Annotated in this window: 13 protein-coding genes; 10 read left to right on the top strand and 3 right to left on the bottom strand. The window is 62.4% G+C overall.

The genetic code is table 11. The features are described from left to right. The first annotated feature begins 118 nt into the window (after window positions 1-118). The 8 genes from AC3EMD_RS04535 (at window position 119) to recD (ending at window position 13,706) form a co-directional block, all read left to right on the top strand. Window positions 119-670, top strand: coding sequence for a prepilin peptidase-dependent protein (locus AC3EMD_RS04535; RefSeq protein ID WP_110195131.1), 552 nt, complete (start codon window positions 119-121; stop codon window positions 668-670). Beyond that, window positions 667-1,224, top strand: coding sequence for a prepilin peptidase-dependent protein (locus AC3EMD_RS04540; RefSeq protein ID WP_012967285.1), 558 nt, complete (start codon window positions 667-669; stop codon window positions 1,222-1,224). Before AC3EMD_RS04535 ends, AC3EMD_RS04540 begins: the two co-directional genes overlap by 4 nt. Beyond that, window positions 1,221-1,628: a DUF2509 family protein gene (locus AC3EMD_RS04545; RefSeq protein ID WP_012967286.1), complete on the top strand. Its 408-nt coding sequence runs from the start codon at window positions 1,221-1,223 to the stop codon at window positions 1,626-1,628. Before AC3EMD_RS04540 ends, AC3EMD_RS04545 begins: the two co-directional genes overlap by 4 nt. Further along, on the top strand, window positions 1,613-1,936 hold the full coding sequence (locus AC3EMD_RS04550) for a prepilin-type N-terminal cleavage/methylation domain-containing protein (RefSeq protein ID WP_008806325.1): 324 nt from the start codon (window positions 1,613-1,615) through the stop codon (window positions 1,934-1,936). The genes AC3EMD_RS04545 and AC3EMD_RS04550 overlap by 16 nt, the downstream gene beginning before the upstream one ends. A 12-nt stretch (window positions 1,937-1,948) precedes the next feature. Continuing rightward, window positions 1,949-5,326 (top strand): exodeoxyribonuclease V subunit gamma, encoded by a 3,378-nt coding sequence (recC, locus tag AC3EMD_RS04555; RefSeq protein WP_110204203.1) that lies wholly within the window; start codon window positions 1,949-1,951, stop codon window positions 5,324-5,326. Window positions 5,327-5,446: 120 nt separating this feature from the next. Further along, a complete protein-coding gene (ptrA, locus tag AC3EMD_RS04560) occupies window positions 5,447-8,332 on the top strand; it encodes a pitrilysin (protein WP_023298177.1) in 2,886 nt (961 codons plus the stop codon). Beyond that, entirely contained in the window at window positions 8,329-11,865 is a 3,537-nt protein-coding gene (recB, locus tag AC3EMD_RS04565; RefSeq protein WP_110204205.1) for an exodeoxyribonuclease V subunit beta, read from the top strand. Before ptrA ends, recB begins: the two co-directional genes overlap by 4 nt. After that, window positions 11,862-13,706 carry an exodeoxyribonuclease V subunit alpha gene (gene recD / locus AC3EMD_RS04570; protein ID WP_008806321.1) on the top strand — a complete coding sequence of 615 codons (1,845 nt, stop codon included), beginning with the start codon at window positions 11,862-11,864 and terminating at the stop codon, window positions 13,704-13,706. The genes recB and recD overlap by 4 nt, the downstream gene beginning before the upstream one ends. A gap of 59 nt (window positions 13,707-13,765) precedes the next feature. On the opposite strand, the gene AC3EMD_RS04575 is transcribed toward recD, so the two are convergent. Both AC3EMD_RS04575 and argA read right to left on the bottom strand, forming a co-directional pair. Next, on the bottom strand, window positions 13,766-14,086 hold the full coding sequence (locus AC3EMD_RS04575; protein ID WP_039102521.1) for a hypothetical protein: 321 nt from the start codon (window positions 14,084-14,086) through the stop codon (window positions 13,766-13,768). Between the two features lie 231 nt (window positions 14,087-14,317). Beyond that, window positions 14,318-15,649 (bottom strand): amino-acid N-acetyltransferase, encoded by a 1,332-nt coding sequence (gene argA / locus AC3EMD_RS04580; protein WP_004149616.1) that lies wholly within the window; start codon window positions 15,647-15,649, stop codon window positions 14,318-14,320. Window positions 15,650-15,876: 227 nt separating this feature from the next. Between argA and amiC the strand changes: the two genes are divergently transcribed. Beyond that, a complete protein-coding gene (gene amiC / locus AC3EMD_RS04585) occupies window positions 15,877-17,130 on the top strand; it encodes an N-acetylmuramoyl-L-alanine amidase AmiC (protein WP_302073947.1) in 1,254 nt (417 codons plus the stop codon). Window positions 17,131-17,147: 17 nt separating this feature from the next. Next, window positions 17,148-18,224, top strand: a complete 1,077-nt coding sequence (gene cobD / locus AC3EMD_RS04590) for a threonine-phosphate decarboxylase CobD (RefSeq protein ID WP_072124487.1) — start codon at window positions 17,148-17,150, stop codon at window positions 18,222-18,224. 3 nt (window positions 18,225-18,227) lie between these two features. On the opposite strand, the gene AC3EMD_RS04595 is transcribed toward cobD, so the two are convergent. Further along, window positions 18,228-19,094, bottom strand: coding sequence for an L-threonine kinase (locus AC3EMD_RS04595; protein ID WP_141751820.1), 867 nt, complete (start codon window positions 19,092-19,094; stop codon window positions 18,228-18,230). Between the last annotated feature and the right edge of the window lie 61 nt (window positions 19,095-19,155).

Below are 19,155 nucleotides of genomic sequence, written 5' to 3' on the forward strand. Positions count from 1 at the left end.
TGGAGGCTATCTCCATAGCCACAGGGATAAGGTCGCTTCAGCCTGCCCACTGCCCCCCCGGCGGTTGCGGTGGGCGAAGTTGGGTAGACGCTCGCAAAAAAATGTTCCTCTGTCGAGTATGCAAACCTTTTTTGCGTATCTGGCCGGGAAAGCTATTTTCCGTCGTCGCGCCAGGGTCAACCGCCGCGGCATACTCGACGCCATGAACAGAGAACATGGCTACACCCTGATGGAAACCCTGGTAACGCTGATACTGATGATGATCCTCAGCGTCGGCGGCCTTTACGGCTGGCAGCGCTGGCAGCAACAGCAACAACTGTGGCAAACCGCCGTCCAGGTGCGGGATTTTCTGCTCTTTCTGCGCGATGACGCCAACGCGTACAACCGGGACCGCGTGCTTCGCGTCGGCCAGGACGAAGTGGGCTGGTGCCTGAGCGCGGAGGGGGAGGGGCCGGAATGCGCCTCGGGGACATCCTTCACGCTGCACCCGCGCTGGCCGGGGATCACGCTGGCTGGCGTTACGCCTGGTCTGGGGTTTTATGGTCTGCGTAGCACCGCCTGGGCGGGGAATCTGCGGCTGCAGAGCGCGGCCGGCAGCTGGAGCATTGTGATCTCACACTGGGGGCGGATTCGTTTATGCCGCAGCGACAGCGCAGGAGGGTGTCAGTGAACAGTCGAGGATTTTCCCTGGCGGAGGCGCTTATCGCCATGGCCATCGGCTCGCTGCTGCTGATGGGGGCCTGCCGTTTTCTGCCTGCCCTGCAGCGTCATATTCTGCGCCAGGGCGAACAGCTGGCCCTGGAGAACGAGCTGTGGCAGCGCGTGCATGCCGTGGGAAAACATCTCCAGCGCGCCGGGTACTGCCGGGGAGCGTGCAGCGGAGCCGGGCTGGAGCTAGCCGCTGATGGCGAGTGTCTGATTGTGCGCTGGGATGCGAACAGCAACGGGAGATGGGAAACCTCCCCCGCGGCAGCGGCGGAGAGCACCGGCTTTCGCCTGCGCGACGGCGCGCTGGAGACCTTGCGCGGGGCCAGCGACTGCCGCGGGGGCGGATGGGAGAAAATCACCAACCCGGCCGCCATCGTGGTGACGCGCTTCTCGGTACAACGTCAGGTCACCTCGGGCTTCGCGCCGGAGCTGAGCGTGACGCTGGCGGCGCGCTCCGCGCAACAGAGGGGCCTGACGAGCGAGGTGGAGCAGCGGGTGACGGGGTATAACCTGTGATCCGTCAGCGTGGAATGTCGTCGCTGCTGATGGTGCTCCTGTTGCTGACCCTCGGCAGCCTGTTACTCGAGGGGCTTAACCTGCAGCAGCGGGCGCTGCTGGCGCAAACCGCCAGCGAAACGCAGGCGATCCGCGATACGGCGATAGCCCATTCGGCGCTGCAGTGGGGAAAACAACAGGCCTGGTCGGCGCAGCTGCCGCTGGCCTGCCGGGAGCAGACGCCGCAGGGCTGGCGCGCCTGCTTGCGTATCTTCGGCGACGGTTCACTGTTGCTCAGCAGCGCCAGCGGCGAGGTGCAGGTCTGGCAGTCCGGCGAGGTGCGCGGCGGGCAGGTGCGTTTTTCCGCCCACGGCTGGAGCGATTTTTGCCCGCTCAGGGAGGCGAGCTTATGTCAAATGCCCTGAAGCATCAGCGGGGGTTTAGCCTGCCGGAGACCGTGTTGGCGATGGCGCTGATGGTGCTGACGGTCACCGCGCTGGGCGGCTATCAGCGCGGAATGGCGCAAGGAATTGTCCAGTTGAACCAGACCCGTCAGCTGTGGCGCGACGCGTGGCGCTATAGCCAGCTCTCCGCGCCGCCCTCGCCGGCACGCGGGCAGGTAAGCCGTATGCAGACATCGACGCAAAGATGTGTCAGCATCACGGTAACGATCAGTATGCCCGTTGCCAAGCGGGTGCAGATGACCCGGCTGCATTGCCCGGTCAGTCAGTAGTCAGGAGCAATTATGTTAAGGGTATACCACTCAAACCGGCTGGATGTTCTCGAGGCGTTGATGGAATTTATCGTCGAGCGCCAGCGGCTGGATGACCCTTTTCAGGCCGAAATGGTGCTGGTGCAGAGTACCGGTATGGCGCAGTGGCTGCAGATGACCCTGGCCTCGCGCTTCGGAATTGCCGCCAATATCGAGTTCCCGCTGCCGGCGAGCTTTATCTGGGACATGTTCGTGCGCGTCCTGAAAGATATTCCTGGCGAAAGCGCCTTCAGCAAGCAGAGCATGAGCTGGAAGCTGATGACCCTCCTGCCGCAGCACCTGGAGGAAGACGATTTTATCTTGCTGCGCCAGTATCTGAGCGATGACGGCGACAAGCGCAAACTGTTTCAACTCGCCGCCCGGGTGGCGGACCTCTATGACCAGTACCTCGTCTATCGCCCGGAGTGGCTGATGCGCTGGGAGGCCGGCCAGCGGGTGGAAGGTCTCGGCGATGCCCAGCAGTGGCAGGCGCCGCTGTGGCAGGCGCTGGTGAGCTATACCGCCGAGCTGGGGCAGCCGCAGTGGCACCGCGCCAATCTCTACCAGCGCTTTATCAGTACCCTGGAAAAAGCGGACGAACCGCCCGCCGGGCTGCCGTCGCGCGTCTTTATCTGCGGGATTTCCGCGCTGCCGCCGGTCTATCTTCAGGCCCTGCAGGCGCTGGGTAAGCATGTCGATGTCTACGTATTGTTTACCAACCCCTGCCGCTACTACTGGGGAGACATTAAGGATCCGGCGTTCCTGGCGAAGCTGCTGTCGCGCCAGCGGCGCCATCACCGCGAGGCGCGCGCGCTACCCCTGTTTCGCGACACCGAGCAGGCGCCGGGGTTGTTTAATGACGCTGGGGAACAGGATGTCGGCAACCCGTTGCTCGCCTCCTGGGGCAAACTGGGGCGCGACTATATCTACCTGTTGGCGGGGCTGGAGCGCTATGAGGAGCTGGACGCCTTTGTCGATATTGCCCCCGATAACCTGTTGCATAACCTGCAATCGGATATCCTCGAACTGCGCAACTCGGCGGTGGCCGGGCAGAGCGCAGAGGCGTTCGCCCACAGTCGCGACAAACGTCCGCTGGCGCTGGATGACCGCAGCCTGAGCATTCACGTCTGCCACAGTCCGCAGCGCGAAGTGGAGGTTCTGCACGATCGGCTACTGGCGATGCTGGAGGCGGATCCGACGCTCACGCCGCGGGATATCATCGTCATGGTGGCGGATATCGACAGCTACAGTCCCTATATTCAGGCGGTGTTTGGCGCGGCCAGCGGCGATCGCTGGTTGCCGTGGGCGATCTCCGACCGTCGCGCCCGCGAGTCGCACCCGGTGCTGCAGGCGTTTATCACGCTGCTCTCGCTGCCGGACAGCCGCTTCGCCAGCGAAGATGTGCTGGCGCTGCTGGACGTGCCGGTGCTGGCGGCGCGCTTTAATATCACGGAAGAAGGGCTGCGCTACCTGCGCCAGTGGGTGAACGAGTCCGGCGTCCGCTGGGGAATGGATGACGACAACGTCCGCGAGCTGGACCTGCCGGCGACCGGGCAGCATACCTGGCGGTTCGGCCTCACCCGCATGCTGTTGGGCTACGCGATGGACAGCCGCGAGGGAGAGTGGCAGTCGGTGCTGCCGTATGACGAATCCAGCGGTTTGATCGCCGAACTGGTGGGCAACCTCGCGTCGCTACTGATGCAGCTTAATCTGTGGCGACGCGGCCTTGCCCAGCAGCGGCCGCTGGCGGAGTGGCTGCCGGTCTGTCGCGATCTGCTGAATGACTTTTTCCTGCCGGACAGCGAGACCGAAGCGGCGCTGGCGCTGATTGAGCAACAGTGGCTGGCGGTTATTGATAGCGGTCTGGAGGCGCAGTATGGCGACCAGGTGCCGCTGACGCTACTGCGCGATGAGCTGGCCCAGCGCCTCGATCAGCAGCGGATCAGCCAGCGCTTTCTCGCTGGCCCGGTCAACATCTGTACCCTGATGCCGATGCGTTCGATCCCCTTTAAGGTGGTGTGCCTGCTGGGGATGAATGACGGAGTCTATCCGCGAACGCTGCCGCCGCTGGGCTTTGATTTGATGAGCCAGAAGCCGCAGCGCGGCGACCGCAGCCGGCGCGATGATGACCGCTATCTGTTCCTCGAAGCGCTGATGTCCGCCGAACAGACGCTGTATATCAGCTACATCGGCCGTTCGATTCAGGACAACAGCGAGCGCTTTCCCTCGGTGCTGGTGCAGGAGCTGGTGGATTATATCGGCCAGAGCCACTGTCTCGCTGGCGACGAAGAGCTTGACTGCGACGCCAGCGAAGCCCGGGTCAAAGCCCATATCACCCATCTGCATACGCGCATGCCGTTCGACGTCGCTAATTTCCAGGAAGACGAGAACAAGAGCTACGCTCGTGAATGGCTGGCCGCCGCCGGCCAGCAGGGAGAGGCGCATAGCGATTTTATACAGCCGCTCACCGCGCCGCCGATTGACAGCCTGCCGTTCGAGCAGCTCTTACGCTTCTGGCAGCACCCGGTTCGCGCGTTCTTTCAGCAGCGTCTGCGGGTCAATTTCCGCGCCGAAGAGGACGATATTCCAGACGACGAGCCCTTCACTCTTGAAGGGCTGAGCCGTTATCAACTGAATCAGCAACTGCTCAATACGCTTATCGAGGAGCAGGACGTCTCAGCCATGTTCCGCCGCTTCCGCGCCGCCGGCGAGCTACCGTATGGCGCCTTTGGCGAGCTGGTCTGGGAGACGCAGCGCCTGGAGATGCAGGCGCTGGCCGAGCGGGTGATGGCCGAGCGCCAGCAGGCGCAGAGCATGGAGATCGATCTGCAGTGCGGCGGCGTGAACCTGACCGGCTGGCTGCAGCAGGTGCAGCCGGACGGTCTGCTGCGCTGGCGGCCTTCGCTGCTGAGCGTCTCCCAGGGGATGCAACTTTGGCTGGAACACCTTGTCTACTGTGCCAGCGGCGGCACCGGCGAGAGCCGGCTGTTTGTGCGGAAAGAGGGAGAGTGGCGCTTCCCGGCGCTGGCGCCCGCCGAGGCGCAGGCGTACCTTAATGCGCTGGTGGATGGCTATTTGCTGGGGATGTCGCAGCCGCTGCTGCTGCTGCCGGAAAGCGGTGGCGCCTGGCTGAAAGCCTGTTACGACGCCGAAAAGGATGTCATCTTAATGGACGAAGAGACGCAGCAGAAAGCGCGGAGCAAATTCCTGCAGACCTACGAAGGTAATATGGTGGTCAGCGGGGAGGGCGCCGATATCTGGTATCAACGCCTGTGGCGTTCGCTGGAGCCGGCGCATTACGAAGAAATTATTGCTCAGACGCAGCGTTATCTGTTACCGCTATATCGTTACCATCAGTCCACACAAATTTAAATAGTATAAAAATTGCGCAGTGAATGGCGGTTCATTTATTATGCGCAACGTATCACGGACTGATGGACATAAAAGGCTGCACGCTGTGCAGCGCAAGTTTGTTAATGATGAGGTTCGTGAATGCCCCGCAGTTTATGGTTCAAGGTTTTTGTTGTGCTGGCCGCCCTCTGGGCGCCGTTTAGTCAGGCCGACACCGGATGGCAGCCGATTCAGGAGACGATCCGCAAAAGCGAAAAAGATACGCGTCAGTATCAGGCGATCCGCCTTGATAACGACATGGTCGTGCTGCTGGTTTCCGATCCGCAGGCGGTGAAATCGCTGTCGGCGCTGGTGGTGCCGGTGGGATCCCTGCAGGATCCGGCCGATCATCAGGGGCTGGCGCATTTTCTGGAACATATGACGCTGATGGGGTCGCAAAAATATCCCCAGCCTGACAGCCTTGCAGAGTTTCTTAAACTGCACGGCGGCAGCCATAACGCCAGCACCGCGCCTTACCGCACCGCGTTTTATCTCGAAGTGGAAAATGATGCGCTGGACGGGGCCGTAGACCGCCTGGCCGACGCCATCGCCGCGCCGCTGCTGGATAAGAAATATGCCGATCGCGAACGTAACGCGGTCAACGCCGAACTGACGATGGCCCGGACGCGAGACGGGATGCGCATGGCCCAGGTCAGCGCGGAGACCATCAACCCGGCCCACCCGGCGGCCCACTTCTCCGGTGGTAACCTCGAGACGCTCAGCGATAAGCCCGGCAGCCCGGTACTTGACGCGCTGCATACCTTCCGCGATAGCTGGTACTCCGCCAACCTGATGAAAGCGGTGATCTACAGCAACAAGCCGTTGCCGGCGCTGGCGCGGATGGCTGCTGACACCTTTGGCCGCGTGCCGAATCGTCAGATCAGCAGGCCGGAAATTACCGTCCCGGTGGTAACGGATGCGCAAAAAGGCATCATTATTCACTATGTGCCGGCGATGCCGCGCAAAGTGCTGCGCGTCGAGTTTCGCATCGACAACAACAGCGATCGCTTCCGCAGCAAAACCGATGAGCTGGTCACCTATCTCATCGGCAACCGCAGCCCGGGCACGCTCTCCGACTGGCTGCAAAAGCAGGGGCTGGCGGAAGGTATCCGCGCCGATTCCGATCCGGTGGTAAACGGCAACAGCGGCGTACTGGCGATCTCTGCCACCCTCACCGATAAAGGCCTGACGCACCGCGACGAAGTGACGGCGGCCATTTTCAGCTATCTCGACCTCCTGCGTACTCAGGGCATCGACAAACGGTACTTCGATGAACTGGCGCATGTGCTGGCGCTGGATTTCCGCTATCCGTCGATCAACCGCGACATGGACTACGTGGAATGGCTGGCGGATACCATGATCCGGGTGCCGGTCGAGCATGCGCTGGACGTGGTGAATATTGCCGACCAGTACGACCCGCAGGCGATCAAAGATCGGCTGGCGATGATGACCCCGCAGAACGCCCGTATCTGGTATATCAGCCCCCAGGAGCCGCATAACAAGACGGCCTATTTTGTCGATGCGCCGTATCAGGTGGATAAGATTAGCGAGCAGACGTTCGCTGACTGGCAGCAAAAATCGCAGGCCATCCAGCTGCAGCTGCCGGTGCTCAACCCCTATATTCCGGATGATTTCACCCTCATCAAAAGCGATAAAGCCTGGCCGCATCCGCAGCTGATCCTTGATGAACCGACGCTGCGGGTGGTGTATGCCCCGAGCCAGTATTTTGCCAGCGAGCCGAAGGCGGATATCTCCCTGGTGCTGCGTAATCCCCAGGCGATGGACAGCGCTCGCCGGCAGGTGATGTTTGCCCTCAACGATTATCTCGCCGGCATCGCCCTCGATCAGCTCAGTAACCAGGCGGCGGTCGGCGGCATTTCGTTCTCCACCGGCGCTAATAACGGATTAATGGTCAATGCCAACGGCTATACCCAGCACCTTCCGGCACTGTTCAGCGATCTGTTGCAGGGATACTTCAGCTATACGCCGACCGAGGAGCAGCTGGAGCAGGCCAAATCCTGGTATGCGCAGATGATGGACTCCGCCGAGAAAGGCAAAGCCTACGATCAGGCGATAATGCCGATCCAGATGGTCTCCCAGGTGCCGTACTTCCAGCGCGAAGTGCGCCGGGCGCTGCTGCCCTCCATCACTCTTAAAGAGGTGCTCGACTACCGCGCCAACCTGAAAACCAAGGGGCGTCCTGAACTGATGGTGATCGGCAATATGACCGCCGATGCCGCCACGACGCTGGCCCGCCAGATCCAGCAGCAGCTGGGCGCTGACGGCAACGAATGGTGCCGCAATAAAGACGTGGTGGTGAACCGGCAGCAGCTGGCGATCTTCAACAAAGCGGGCAACAGCACCGACTCCGCGCTGGCCGCGGTGTTCGCGCCGCCCAACGTGGATGAGTTCAGCAGCACCGCCGCCAGCACCCTGCTGGGGCAGATTATTCAGCCGTGGTTCTACAACCAGCTGCGTACTGAAGAGCAGCTCGGCTATGCGGTCTTTGCCTTCCCGATGAACGTGGGGCGCCAGTGGGGCATGGGCTTCCTGCTGCAGAGTAGCGATAAGCAGCCGGCCTTCCTCTGGCAGCGGTTCCAGGCCTTCTTTCCCACCGCGGAGGCGAAGCTGCGGGCGATGAAGCCGGAAGAGTTTGCTCAGCTCCAGCAGGCGGTGATAAGCCAGATGCTGCAGGCGCCGCAGACGCTGGGCGATGAAGCCTCGAAACTGAGCAAAGATTTCGATCGCGGTAATATGCGTTTTGATTCACGTGATAAAGTAGTGGCTCAGATTAAACTGCTGACGCCGCAAAAACTTGCCGACTTCTTCCATCAGACGGTGGTGGATCCGCAGGGCATGACGATATTGTCCCAGATTTCCGGTAGCCAGAATGGCAAAGCGGACTATGCCCAGCCGAAAGGCGGCAAAGTGTGGGAAAACGTCAGCGCATTGCAGCAATCCTTACCCCTGATGCGAGAGAATGAATGACCGACACCGCTGAGTCTTTGGATCCCCTGCGCTTGCCCCTGAGGGGCGAGCGCCTGATAGAAGCCTCTGCGGGCACCGGAAAAACCTTTACCATCGCCGCGCTGTATCTGCGGCTGCTGCTGGGGCTGGGCGGCGAGTCCGCCTATTCCCGCGCTATCAGCGTTGAAGAGCTGCTGGTGGTGACCTTTACCGAGGCGGCGACCGAAGAGCTGCGCGGGCGTATCCGCAGCAACATCCACGAACTGCGCATCGCCTGCCTGCGCGGCGAATCCGACAATCCGCTCTACAGCGCGCTGCTGGCGGAGATCGATGATAAAGACGACGCCGCGAAGACGCTGCTGCTGGCTGAACGGCAGATGGACGAGGCGGCGGTATTCACCATCCACGGCTTTTGCCAACGGATGCTGAGCCTTAACGCCTTCGAGTCGGGCATGCTGTTCGAGCAGCAACTGATCGAGGATGAATCCCGCCTGCGCTATCAGGCCTGCGCTGACTTCTGGCGCCGCCACTGCTATCCGCTGACCCGCGATATCGCGGCGGTGATCCACGACGTCTGGAAAGGGCCGCGCGATCTGCTGAAGTCTCTTGACCGCTGGCTGCAGGGCGAAGCGCCGCAGCTTAAGTCGCCGCCGGCCCCCGACGAGACGCTGGCTGAACGCCATCAGCAGATCATCGGCCGCATTGACTCGCTCAAGCAGCAGTGGCGCGAGCAGGTGGGCGAGATCGAAGGCGTGCTGGAAAATTCCGGGCTCGACCGGCGGAAATACAATCGTGGCAACCAGGGCAAATGGCTTGAGAAAGTGAACGCCTGGGCGCAGGAAGAGACGTTAAGCTACCAGCTGCCCGACGCGCTGGAGAAATTTGCCCAGTCGTTTCTGCTCGAGCGCACCAAAGCCGGTGGCGAACCGCCGGTGCACCCGCTGTTTAGCGCCGTAGAGTCGCTGCTGGCCTCCTCGCTGACGCTCACCGATCTGGTGCTGGCGAGAGCGATGGTCGAGATCCGCGATGCGGTCGCCCGCGAAAAGCGCCGCCGCGGCGAGCTGGGGTTTGACGATATGCTCAGCCGGCTTGACGAGGCGCTGCGCGGCGACAGCGGCGAGACGCTGGCCAGCGCCATTCGCCAGCGTTTTCCGGTGGCGATGATCGATGAATTTCAGGACACCGACCCCCAGCAGTACCGGATTTTTCGCCGCATCTGGCGCCGGCAGCCGGAGACGGCGCTGCTGCTGATCGGCGATCCGAAGCAGGCCATCTACGCCTTTCGCGGCGCCGATATCTTTACCTATATGAAAGCGCGCGGCGACGTTACCGCGCACTACACCCTCGATACCAACTGGCGCTCCTCGCCGGGCATGGTGAGCAGCGTCAATCGGCTGTTCAGCCTCAGCGATAACCCCTTCATGTTCCGCGAGATCCCGTTTCTGCCGGTGAAGGCGGCGGCAAAGAATCAGGGGCTGCGCTTTACCGTTGACGCGGCGGACGTACCGGCGATGAACGTCTGGCTGATGCCCGGCGACACCGTCGGGTCTGGCGATTATCAAACGTTTATGGCGCAGCTCTGCGCCACGCAGATCCGCGACTGGCTGAGCGCCGGGCAGCAGGGGCGCGCGCTGCTGTGGCGCGGGGAAACCTCGCGCCCGGTGCAGGCCTCGGATATCACCGTGCTGGTGCGCAACCGGCTGGAGGCGGCGCAGGTGCGTGAAGCGCTGCAGACGCTGGGCATCCCCTCGGTCTACCTCTCCAACCGCGACAGCGTTTTCGAGACGCTGGAGGCCCAGGAGCTGCTCTGGCTGCTGCAGGCGGTGCTGGCCCCGGAGCGGGAAAATACCCTGCGCAGCGCGCTGGCTACCTCGATGTTTGGCCTGACCGCGCTGGATATTGAAAATCTCAATCAGGATGAGCAGGCGTGGGACGCGCTGGTGGAGGAGTTCAGCGACTACCGCCAGATCTGGCGTCAGCGCGGAGTGATGCCGATGCTGCGGGCGTTGATGACGGCCCGGCATATCGCCGAGAATCTGCTGGCGACCCGCGGCGGCGAGCGGCGCTTAACCGACATTCTGCATATCAGCGAACTGCTGCAGGAGGCGGCCAGCCAGCTGGAAAGCGAGCATGCCCTGGTGCGCTGGCTGGCGCAGCATATCGCCGAGCCGGACAGCAACGCCGCCAGCCAGCAGATGCGTCTCGAAAGCGATAAGCACCTCGTGCAAATTGTCACCATTCACAAGTCAAAAGGGCTGGAGTACCCCCTGGTCTGGCTGCCGTTTATCGCCCGGTTTCGTAAACAGGACCAGGCGTTCTACCACGATCGCGAGACGTTCGCGGCGGTACTGGATCTGGGCCAGGATGAGGCCAGTCTCGAGCTGGCGGAGGCGGAACGGCTGGCGGAAGATCTGCGCCTGCTATACGTCGCCCTGACCCGTGCGGTCTGGCACTGCAGCCTCGGCGTGGCGCCGCTCAGCAGCCGGAAATCCGGCAACAGCGATTTCCACCTCAGCGCGCTGGGGCGGCTGTTGCAGGCGGGCGAAGCCATGGACGCCGCCGGGCTGGCCGCGCGGCTGGCGGACTTCTGTCATGGCGATATTGCATTGCAGAGACCGGGCGAGCTGGATCTGACCCCGTGGCAGGCGCCCGCGGCGACCATCCCCCCGCTGTCGGCGCGCGAGCTGCAGCGCCGCATCGCCGACGACTGGCGGGTGACCAGCTACTCCGGACTGCAACAGCATGGTTTCAGCGGCGGGCAGGATCTGCTGCCGCGTCTGGATGTCGATGCCGCCGGCGTCGGCGAAGTCGTGGAAGAGCCGCAGCTGACTCCGCACCAGTTTCCGCGCGGCGCCGCGCCGGGGACCTTCCTGCACAGCCTGTTTGAGGAGCTGGACTTCACCCAGCCGGTGCCGGACGGATGGATGGCGGAGAAGCTGCAGCTGAGCGGGTTTGACGCGCAGTGGGCGCCGGTGCTGACCGACTGGCTGGGGGGCGTGCTGAAGACTCGCCTGCCGGGAGCGGATATTGCGCTCAATCAGCTTGCGGCGCGGGATAAACAGGTGGAGATGGCGTTTTATCTGCCTATCGCTCAGCTGCTGACGGCGGAGCGCCTTGACGCGCTTATCCGCCAGTACGATCCCCTCTCCGCCGACACGCCACCGCTGGATTTCCGCCAGGTGCGTGGCATGCTGAAGGGCTTTATCGATCTGGTCTTCCGCCACGAAGGCCGTTATTACCTGCTGGATTACAAATCCAACTGGCTGGGGGAAGACCGCGAGGCCTACACCCGGCCGGCAATGGAGCAGGCGATGCGTGCCCACCGCTACGATCTGCAGTATCAGTTGTACAGCCTGGCGCTGCACCGCTATCTGCGCCACCGGCTGGCCGATTATGACTATGACCGCCACTTCGGCGGCGTGATTTATCTTTTCCTGCGCGGCATGGACGGGCAGGAGGGGGGGCAGGGGATCTTCACCACCCGGCCGGTGAGACCGCTGATTGACGGTTTGGATCAGCTTTTTGCCGGAGAAACTCAGGAGGAGGCCTCATGACTTTCGAACAATTACTGCTGGCGGCGGTGGAGCAGCGTCTGCTGCGGCCGCTGGACGTCCAGTTTGCCCTGATGGTGGCGCAAAACGACCCGCCGGCGGTCATGCTGGCGGCGGCCTTGCTGAGCCGGGATGCTGGCGAGGGGCACGTTTGCCTGCCGCTGTCGCGGTTGAGCGGCGACGAGGCGCTGAGCGGAAAAGCGGGGGAGATCCGCGATCGGCTGCTGGCCGAAGCCGGCGCGCCGGAGGACTGGCCCGCGCTGCTGCTCGCTTCGTCGGCGGTGAGCTGCGGCGATGCTCCGGCGCCGATGATTTTGTGCGGCGACCGGCTCTATCTGAACCGGATGTGGCGCAACGAGCTGACCGTCGCCCGCTTCTTTAACGAAGCCAACCGGGTGCTGGAGATGGATGAGGCGCGGCTGGCGTCAACGCTAAATGCGCTGTTTCCCGCCACTGGCGAAACCGACTGGCAAAAAGTGGCCGCGGCGGTGGCGCTGACCCGCCGTATCTCGGTGATCTCCGGTGGTCCCGGGACCGGGAAAACCACCACCGTGGCGAAGCTTCTGGCGGCGCTGATCCAGATTGACGACAGTCCACGCTGTCGTATTCGCCTGGCGGCACCGACGGGGAAAGCGGCGGCGCGCCTGACCGAATCGCTGGGCGCGGCGCTGAGAAAGCTGCCGCTGACCGACGCGCAGAAAGCGTTAATTCCCACCGAGGCCAGCACGCTGCATCGTCTGCTGGGCGCCCAGCCCGGCAGCCAGCGCATGCGCTATCACGCCGGCAACCCGCTGCATCTGGATGTGCTGGTCGTGGATGAAGCCTCGATGATTGACCTGCCGATGATGTCGCGGCTTATCGACGCGCTGCCGGCCCACGGGCGGGTGATTTTCCTCGGCGATCGCGACCAGCTGGCCTCCGTGGAAGCGGGGGCGGTGCTGGGGGATATCTGCGCCTGGGCGAGCTCGGGCTACACTGCCGCGCGGGCGCAGGAGCTGACCCGGCTGACCGGTTCGCCGGTGCCGGCGGGCGAGGGGGCTATCGCTGGCGCGCTGAGAGACAGCTTGTGCCTGCTGCAAAAGAGCTATCGCTTCGGCAGTCACTCCGGCATCGGGAGCCTGGCGCGGGCGGTGAATGCTGGCGCGCGCGCGGAGGTGAAGGCCACGCTGCGCCAGCCGTTTGACGATATCGCGCTTCATCCCCTCAGCACGACTGAAGAGTACGAGGCCATGCTCGGCGCGGCCCAGCAGGGCTATGAACGCTACCTGCAGCTGCGCCGCGAGCGGGCCGAACCGCAGGCCATGCTGGCCGCTTTCAGCGAATTCCAGCTGCTGTGCGCGCTGCGTGAAGGGCCGTACGGCGTGAGCGGCGTCAATGAGCGGCTGGAGCAGCGGCTCAACCGCCAGCGGGCGATCGCCCTGCCGCGCCACTCCCGCTGGTATGACGGCCGACCGATCATGATATCGCGCAACGACAGCGCGCTGGGGCTGTTTAACGGCGATATCGGCATAGCGCTGGAGCGCAACGGCGAGCTGCGGGTGTGGTTCCTGATGCCCGACGGCACCATCAAGTCGGTGCAACCGAGTCGCCTGCCGGAGCATGATACCGCCTGGGCGATGACCGTGCATAAATCGCAGGGCTCCGAGTTCGAACATGCGGCGCTGATCCTGCCGGCGCGCAGCGTCCCGCTGGTGACCCGCGAACTGGTCTACACGGCGATCACCCGTGCGAAACAGCGATTGTCACTCTATGCCGACGAGCAGGTGCTCTCCCAGGCCATTGTGACGCGCACCGAGCGGCGCAGCGGCCTGGCGGAGATTTTCGCCGGGCGCGAAGCCCCCTGAGAGGCCGCATCCGGGCGATGGGAAAATAATGCAGCCCGTTGCCCGGACTGGCAGAAAAATCAGTAGCTGAAGACCAGGGGGATGAGCCAGAGCACCGATATCGAGTTCATGGCGCAAAAGCGGACTGCCGCGCCGCTGGCCAGCGGTGGGGAGGAACAGCGGGCAACAAAAATCACCAGCGAGGAGATGAGAACATTCATGCCGGATGTCAGGGCCAGCAGGAATAATATCGCGATGGCGGCGCCGAGTGCGGCATAACCATGCTGATGATGGCGCTGGTTATCCCAGAGGAGCAGTATCATCAGCAACCACGGATAGAGGGTGACCGTGGCGGTAATGAGGTTGATATGTCTGACCAGCCAGTTCGGTTTGGTTTCCATTATTTCAGCGATCCTTGCAGGGCGGGTGGCGGCCGTGGCGCCAGTCGACGTCCTGTCGACAGCCAGTAGCATATCGGTGAGCCAGCGAGAAAGAAATGGTCTGCGCGGAAACCAGGAATTTAGCCCGCGTACCGCAGACGAGCGCTGGCGCGAAGAGTGGCGGGAGACCGGCCCAGGATAAAGCGATAAGCGTCGCGCTATCCCGGGCCGTTAGAAAGGGTGAAGAAGGGCTTAAGCGAGGTCGGCCATCAGCACCTTCGACCGGCGCTGATAGTTATACATCTGCTTTTTACTCTCCGGCAGCAGGTCGATATCCACCGGCGTGAAGCCGCGCTCCTGGAACCAGTGGATGCTGCGGGTGGTTAGCACGAACAGCTTGCTCAGTCCCATCTGTCTGGCCTGAGCGGCAATACGCTCCAGCAGCACCTCTCCCCGCGACGAGCTCCGGTAATCCGGATGCACCGCCACGCAGGCCATTTCGCCGATCTTCTCTTCCGGGAAAGGATAGAGGGCAGCGCAGGCGATAGTGGTGTTATCGCGCTGAATAATGGTGAATTTGTCGATCTCCATCTCCAGCTGCTCGCGGGAGCGGCGCACCAGGATGCCCTGCTGCTCAAGCGGGCTTATCAGCTCAAGAATACCGCCGATATCGTTGATGGTCGCCCGGCGGATCTGCTCCGCGCTCTCCATGACGATCTGGGTGCCGATGCCGTCGCGTGAGAACAGCTCCTGCAGCAGCGCGCCATTTTCCTGATAGCTGATCAGGTGGCAGCGCCGCACGCCGCTGCGGCAGGCCTTCACGGCCCCGCGCAGGAAGCGCACGGTGCCGGAGTTATAATCTTCGTCCGCTTCCAGCTCTTCGACGCGGGCCTGCGCCTCATTAGGGAACAGTTCGGAGACGATTTCCCCGGCCTGGTTGTAAACCCCTTGCGACGAACAGAAGCCGATCATTTTCTCCGCCTTCAGCTTGATGGCCAGCTGGGTGGCGATCTCTTCCGAAGTCAGGTTAAAGCTCTCGCCGGTGACCGACACCGCGACCGGCCCCATCAGGACAATGGCGCCGCTGTCGAGCTGACGATGAATCGCCTCTTCGTCAATGCGGCGAATGCGTCCGCTGTGGCAATAATCGACGCCGTCATCGACGCCCAGCGGCTGGGCGATGATAAAGTTGCCGCTGACAACGTTGATATGGGCCCCCTGCAGCGGGGTATTGTTGAGGCTCATCGACAGGCGGGCGGTGATCTCCAGCTGCAGCATCCCCGCCGCCTGCTTAACCAGCTCAAGCGTTTTAGCGTCAGTCACTCGCGTCTGCTTGTGATAGACCGGCTCGTGGTGGTGCTCGGCGAGGTTAGCGTCAATCTGCGGGCGGGCGCCATAGACCACGACCAGGCGAATGCCCAGGCTATGCAATAATCCTATGTCATTGACAATATTTGAGAAATTTTCATGCTCAATGGCTTCGCCGCCCAGCATGATGACAAACGTTTTTCCCCGATGGGCATTAATATAGGGAACAGAATGGCGGAATCCTTCTACCAGTTCAGTGCGACGTTCCTTCACCATGACAAACCCTCAATGCATGATTATTCGTAATTATTGTATTTTTATTCTGTTTTGCTGTTAAACGCAAGTGCCAATTTTAGGCTAAGCCACGAAAAACATGTGACCCGGCGCAGGGTGTCAATGAATGTTTACCCTTTTATAGATGACAGGTTATATGCCTTTCGTTAAAGTTTCTGGTCAATCTGTTTGTTTTGGGTACAAATGCGTTTTTATTGCTTGGGAGTGGCATGTCGGGAAACAACTCTGGATTAAGCCGTCGCCGTCTGCTGCAGGGCGCGGGCGCCATGTGGTTAATGAGCGTGAGCCCTGTGGGGCTGGCTGCCGATGCGCGGGTGGTCGCTGTTCGCGTCTGGCCAGCATCGACCTACACGCGCGTCACGGTAGAATCGAATCATGTGCTGAAATACCGGCAGTTTGCCCTCAGTAACCCGGAGCGGGTGGTGGTGGATCTGGAAGGGGTTAACCTGAACTCTGTGCTGAAGGGCATGGGGGGGCAGATCCGCGATGACGACCCCTTTATTCAGTCCGCTCGCGTGGGCCAGTTTGATCCGCAAACCGTGCGCATGGTTTTTGAGCTCAAGCAGAACGTTAAGCCGCAGCTGTTTGCCCTCGCGCCGGTGGCCGGCTTTAAAGAGCGTCTGGTGATGGACCTCTACCCCGCCAACGCCACCGATGTTCAGGATCCGCTGCTGGCGCTGCTCGAGGATTACAACAAAGGCGATCTGGAGCGTCAGGTGCCGCCGGCGCAAAGCGGACCGCAGCCGGGCAAAGCCGGGCGTGACCGGCCGATTGTCATTATGCTCGATCCCGGACACGGCGGCGAAGACTCCGGCGCCGTGGGGAAGTATCGCACCCGCGAGAAAGATGTGGTGCTGCAGATTGCCCGCCGCCTCCGGGCGCTGATCGACAAAGAAGGCAATATGAAGGCCTATATGACCCGCAACGAAGACGTGTTTATCCCGTTGAAGGTGCGTGTCGCCAAGGCGCAGAAGCAGCGCGCCGACCTGTTCGTGTCGATTCACGCCGACGCCTTTACCAGCCGCCAGCCCAGCGGTTCCTCAGTGTTTGCCCTCTCTACCAGGGGGGCCACCAGTACCGCGGCAAAATATCTCGCCCAGACGCAGAATGCCTCGGATCTGATCGGTGGGGTCAGCAAGAGCGGCGACCGCTATGTCGACCACACCATGTTCGATATGGTGCAGTCCCTGACCATCGCCGACAGCCTCAAATTTGGCAAGGTGGTGCTGGAGAAAATGGGCAATATCAATAACCTGCACAAGAATCGGGTAGAGCAGGCGGGCTTTGCGGTGCTGAAGGCGCCGGATATCCCCTCCATTCTGGTGGAGACGGCGTTTATCAGTAACGTGGAAGAAGAGCGGAAGCTGAAAACGGCCAAATTCCAGCAGGAGGTAGCCGAGTCGATCCTCGCCGGGATTAAAGCCTACTTCGCCGACGGCGCGACGCTGGCCCGTCGCGGATAACCACACAGGAAAGGGATATGGCCTTACTGAAAAGCGCCCATGGCGGTAACATCCGCGAGGCCGCCGCCCTGCTGGGTATTGCGCCCGGCGAGCTGCTGGATTTTAGCGCCAACATCAATCCGCTGGGGATGCCAGCTTCGCTCAGGCAGGCGATCGTCGACAACCCAGGCTGCGCCGAGCGCTACCCTGACGTTGAATATCAACAGCTGCATCAGGCGCTGGCTGCCCACCATCAGCTGCCGGCGGCGCATATCCTTGCCGGCAACGGCGAAACTGAATCGATCTTCACCCTCGTCCACGGCCTTAAGCCGCGGCGGGCGATGATCGTCATTCCTGGTTTCGCGGAGTACCGGCGGGCGCTGCAGACGGTGGACTGCGAGGTGGTGGAGTATGCCCTCCGGGAGTGCGATGGCTGGCAGCTGACTGACGCCATCCTCGATGCCCTGACTCCGGCGCTGGACTGCCTGTTTCTTTGCACCCCGAATAACCCCACCGGCCTGCTGCCGGAGCGGGGCCTGCTGGAAGCCATTGCGCAGCGCTGTCGGGCGCTGAACATCAGCCTGATCCTTGACGAGGCCTTCCTCGATTTTATGCCCGACCAGCCGGGATTTATTCCCCTGCTGGCGCAGCACCCGCACGTCTGGGTTCTGCGCTCGCTCACCAAATTTTATGCCATTCCTGGGCTGCGTCTTGGCTACCTGCTCAACGCTGACGCCCAGGCAGTGGCCCGGCTGCGCGAGCGACAAATGCCGTGGTCCATCAATGCCTATGCCGCCCTGGCCGGAGAGATCATCCTCCAGGACCGGGCGTATCAGCGGGCCACCTGGCAGTGGCTGCAGGAGGAGGGGGCGCGTTTCTGTTCACGACTGAAAGAGATTACCGGGCTGACCGTATGGCCCGGGCGCGCCAACTATCTGTTCTTGCGCTGCGACAGGCCAGGGCTTGACCTGCAATACGCCCTGTTGCGCCAGCATGTGCTGATCCGCAGCTGCGCCAACTACCCGGGGCTGGATAGCCGTTATTTCCGGGTGGCGATCCGTAGCGCCAGCGAAAACGACCAGCTGCTGGCGGCGCTGCAGCGGGTGCTGGCCTGAGGGCTACTGCAGGGTGACGCCCCCACGCACCATCGCCAGCAGATGCTGCTGCGGCCAGTGGGCGGCGATGTCGCTGTCTGCCAGTCGCCATTGCAGAAATTCGACGTCATGACGACGGCGGTCCAGCAACAGGCCGACGACGCTGCCGCTGTGCGCCACGTTAAGGCCATACAATCCTGCGCTTTCCACCAGTTGCAGTAGCGCGTCAAACCCCGGTTTGGGCAACAGCTGCTGGCTGGCGATGGCGCTGATGGTCGCCGCTTCGCCCAGTAGCTGTGGGCTGCCGCAATGGCAGGCCTGCTGTACTTTCTCCCACGCCAGCTGCAGCCGGGAGGCGTTAGCCAACAGACCCGGCTCGCGCGGCAGCTGGTGGTAGTCGGTGGTGCGCAGCGTCAGCGGGCTCTCCAGTACTAACAGGTCGAGCGCTGGCGGAGGGGGACAGGCGATTTGCGTGGCGGCGGTATTATGGTCGAACAGCGTCAGCTGGCGAAACAGGGTGCTGTCGGTAGGCTCCAGCGCGACGCACAGGCGCGCCAGCGTCGGCTCATCCAGTAGATGGCCCAGATGATGGGCGGTGGCGACGGCGGTGGCAGCGATATCGGCGGTGCTGCTGGCCATCCCTTTGGCCACCGGGATCGTTGAGTGCAGGGTGATGCGGATCTGCTGGCTCAGCGCTGGGGGGTAGCCCCAGTGGGCCAGCAGCTGGTCGACCATCGCCCGTGACAGCGGCCGCTCATCTTTTCGCGGCACCCCGGTCTCGACCTCGACGGTGCTGTACCAGTCCACCGGGCAGGAGACCAGCTTTTCGCTGCCGAGGATCCAGCCCTGGATAAGTTCTCCGCACGAGGCGGGACATTGTGCAACAGCCACGTTTTCACCTTTCCGCTTACCTTCGCCAGGGCGCATAGTGGCATGGCGACCCGCCGGTTAC

The sequence above is a fragment of the Klebsiella sp. PK18 genome (genome assembly GCF_057784655.1).

Bases quoted from the DNA above. Each gene is read 5' to 3' on its own strand.
- recD (WP_008806321.1), top strand. From the start codon at position 11,862: ATGACTTTCGAACAATTACTGCTGGCGGCGGTGGAGCAGCGTCTGCTG.
- amiC (WP_302073947.1), top strand. From the start codon at position 15,877: ATGTCGGGAAACAACTCTGGATTAAGCCGTCGCCGTCTGCTGCAGGGC.
- recB (WP_110204205.1), top strand. From the start codon at position 8,329: ATGACCGACACCGCTGAGTCTTTGGATCCCCTGCGCTTGCCCCTGAGG.
- argA (WP_004149616.1), bottom strand. From the start codon at position 15,649: ATGGTGAAGGAACGTCGCACTGAACTGGTAGAAGGATTCCGCCATTCT.
- recC (WP_110204203.1), top strand. From the start codon at position 1,949: ATGTTAAGGGTATACCACTCAAACCGGCTGGATGTTCTCGAGGCGTTG.
- AC3EMD_RS04575 (WP_039102521.1), bottom strand. From the start codon at position 14,086: ATGGAAACCAAACCGAACTGGCTGGTCAGACATATCAACCTCATTACC.
- AC3EMD_RS04550 (WP_008806325.1), top strand. From the start codon at position 1,613: ATGTCAAATGCCCTGAAGCATCAGCGGGGGTTTAGCCTGCCGGAGACC.
- cobD (WP_072124487.1), top strand. From the start codon at position 17,148: ATGGCCTTACTGAAAAGCGCCCATGGCGGTAACATCCGCGAGGCCGCC.
- AC3EMD_RS04535 (WP_110195131.1), top strand. From the start codon at position 119: ATGCAAACCTTTTTTGCGTATCTGGCCGGGAAAGCTATTTTCCGTCGT.
- ptrA (WP_023298177.1), top strand. From the start codon at position 5,447: ATGCCCCGCAGTTTATGGTTCAAGGTTTTTGTTGTGCTGGCCGCCCTC.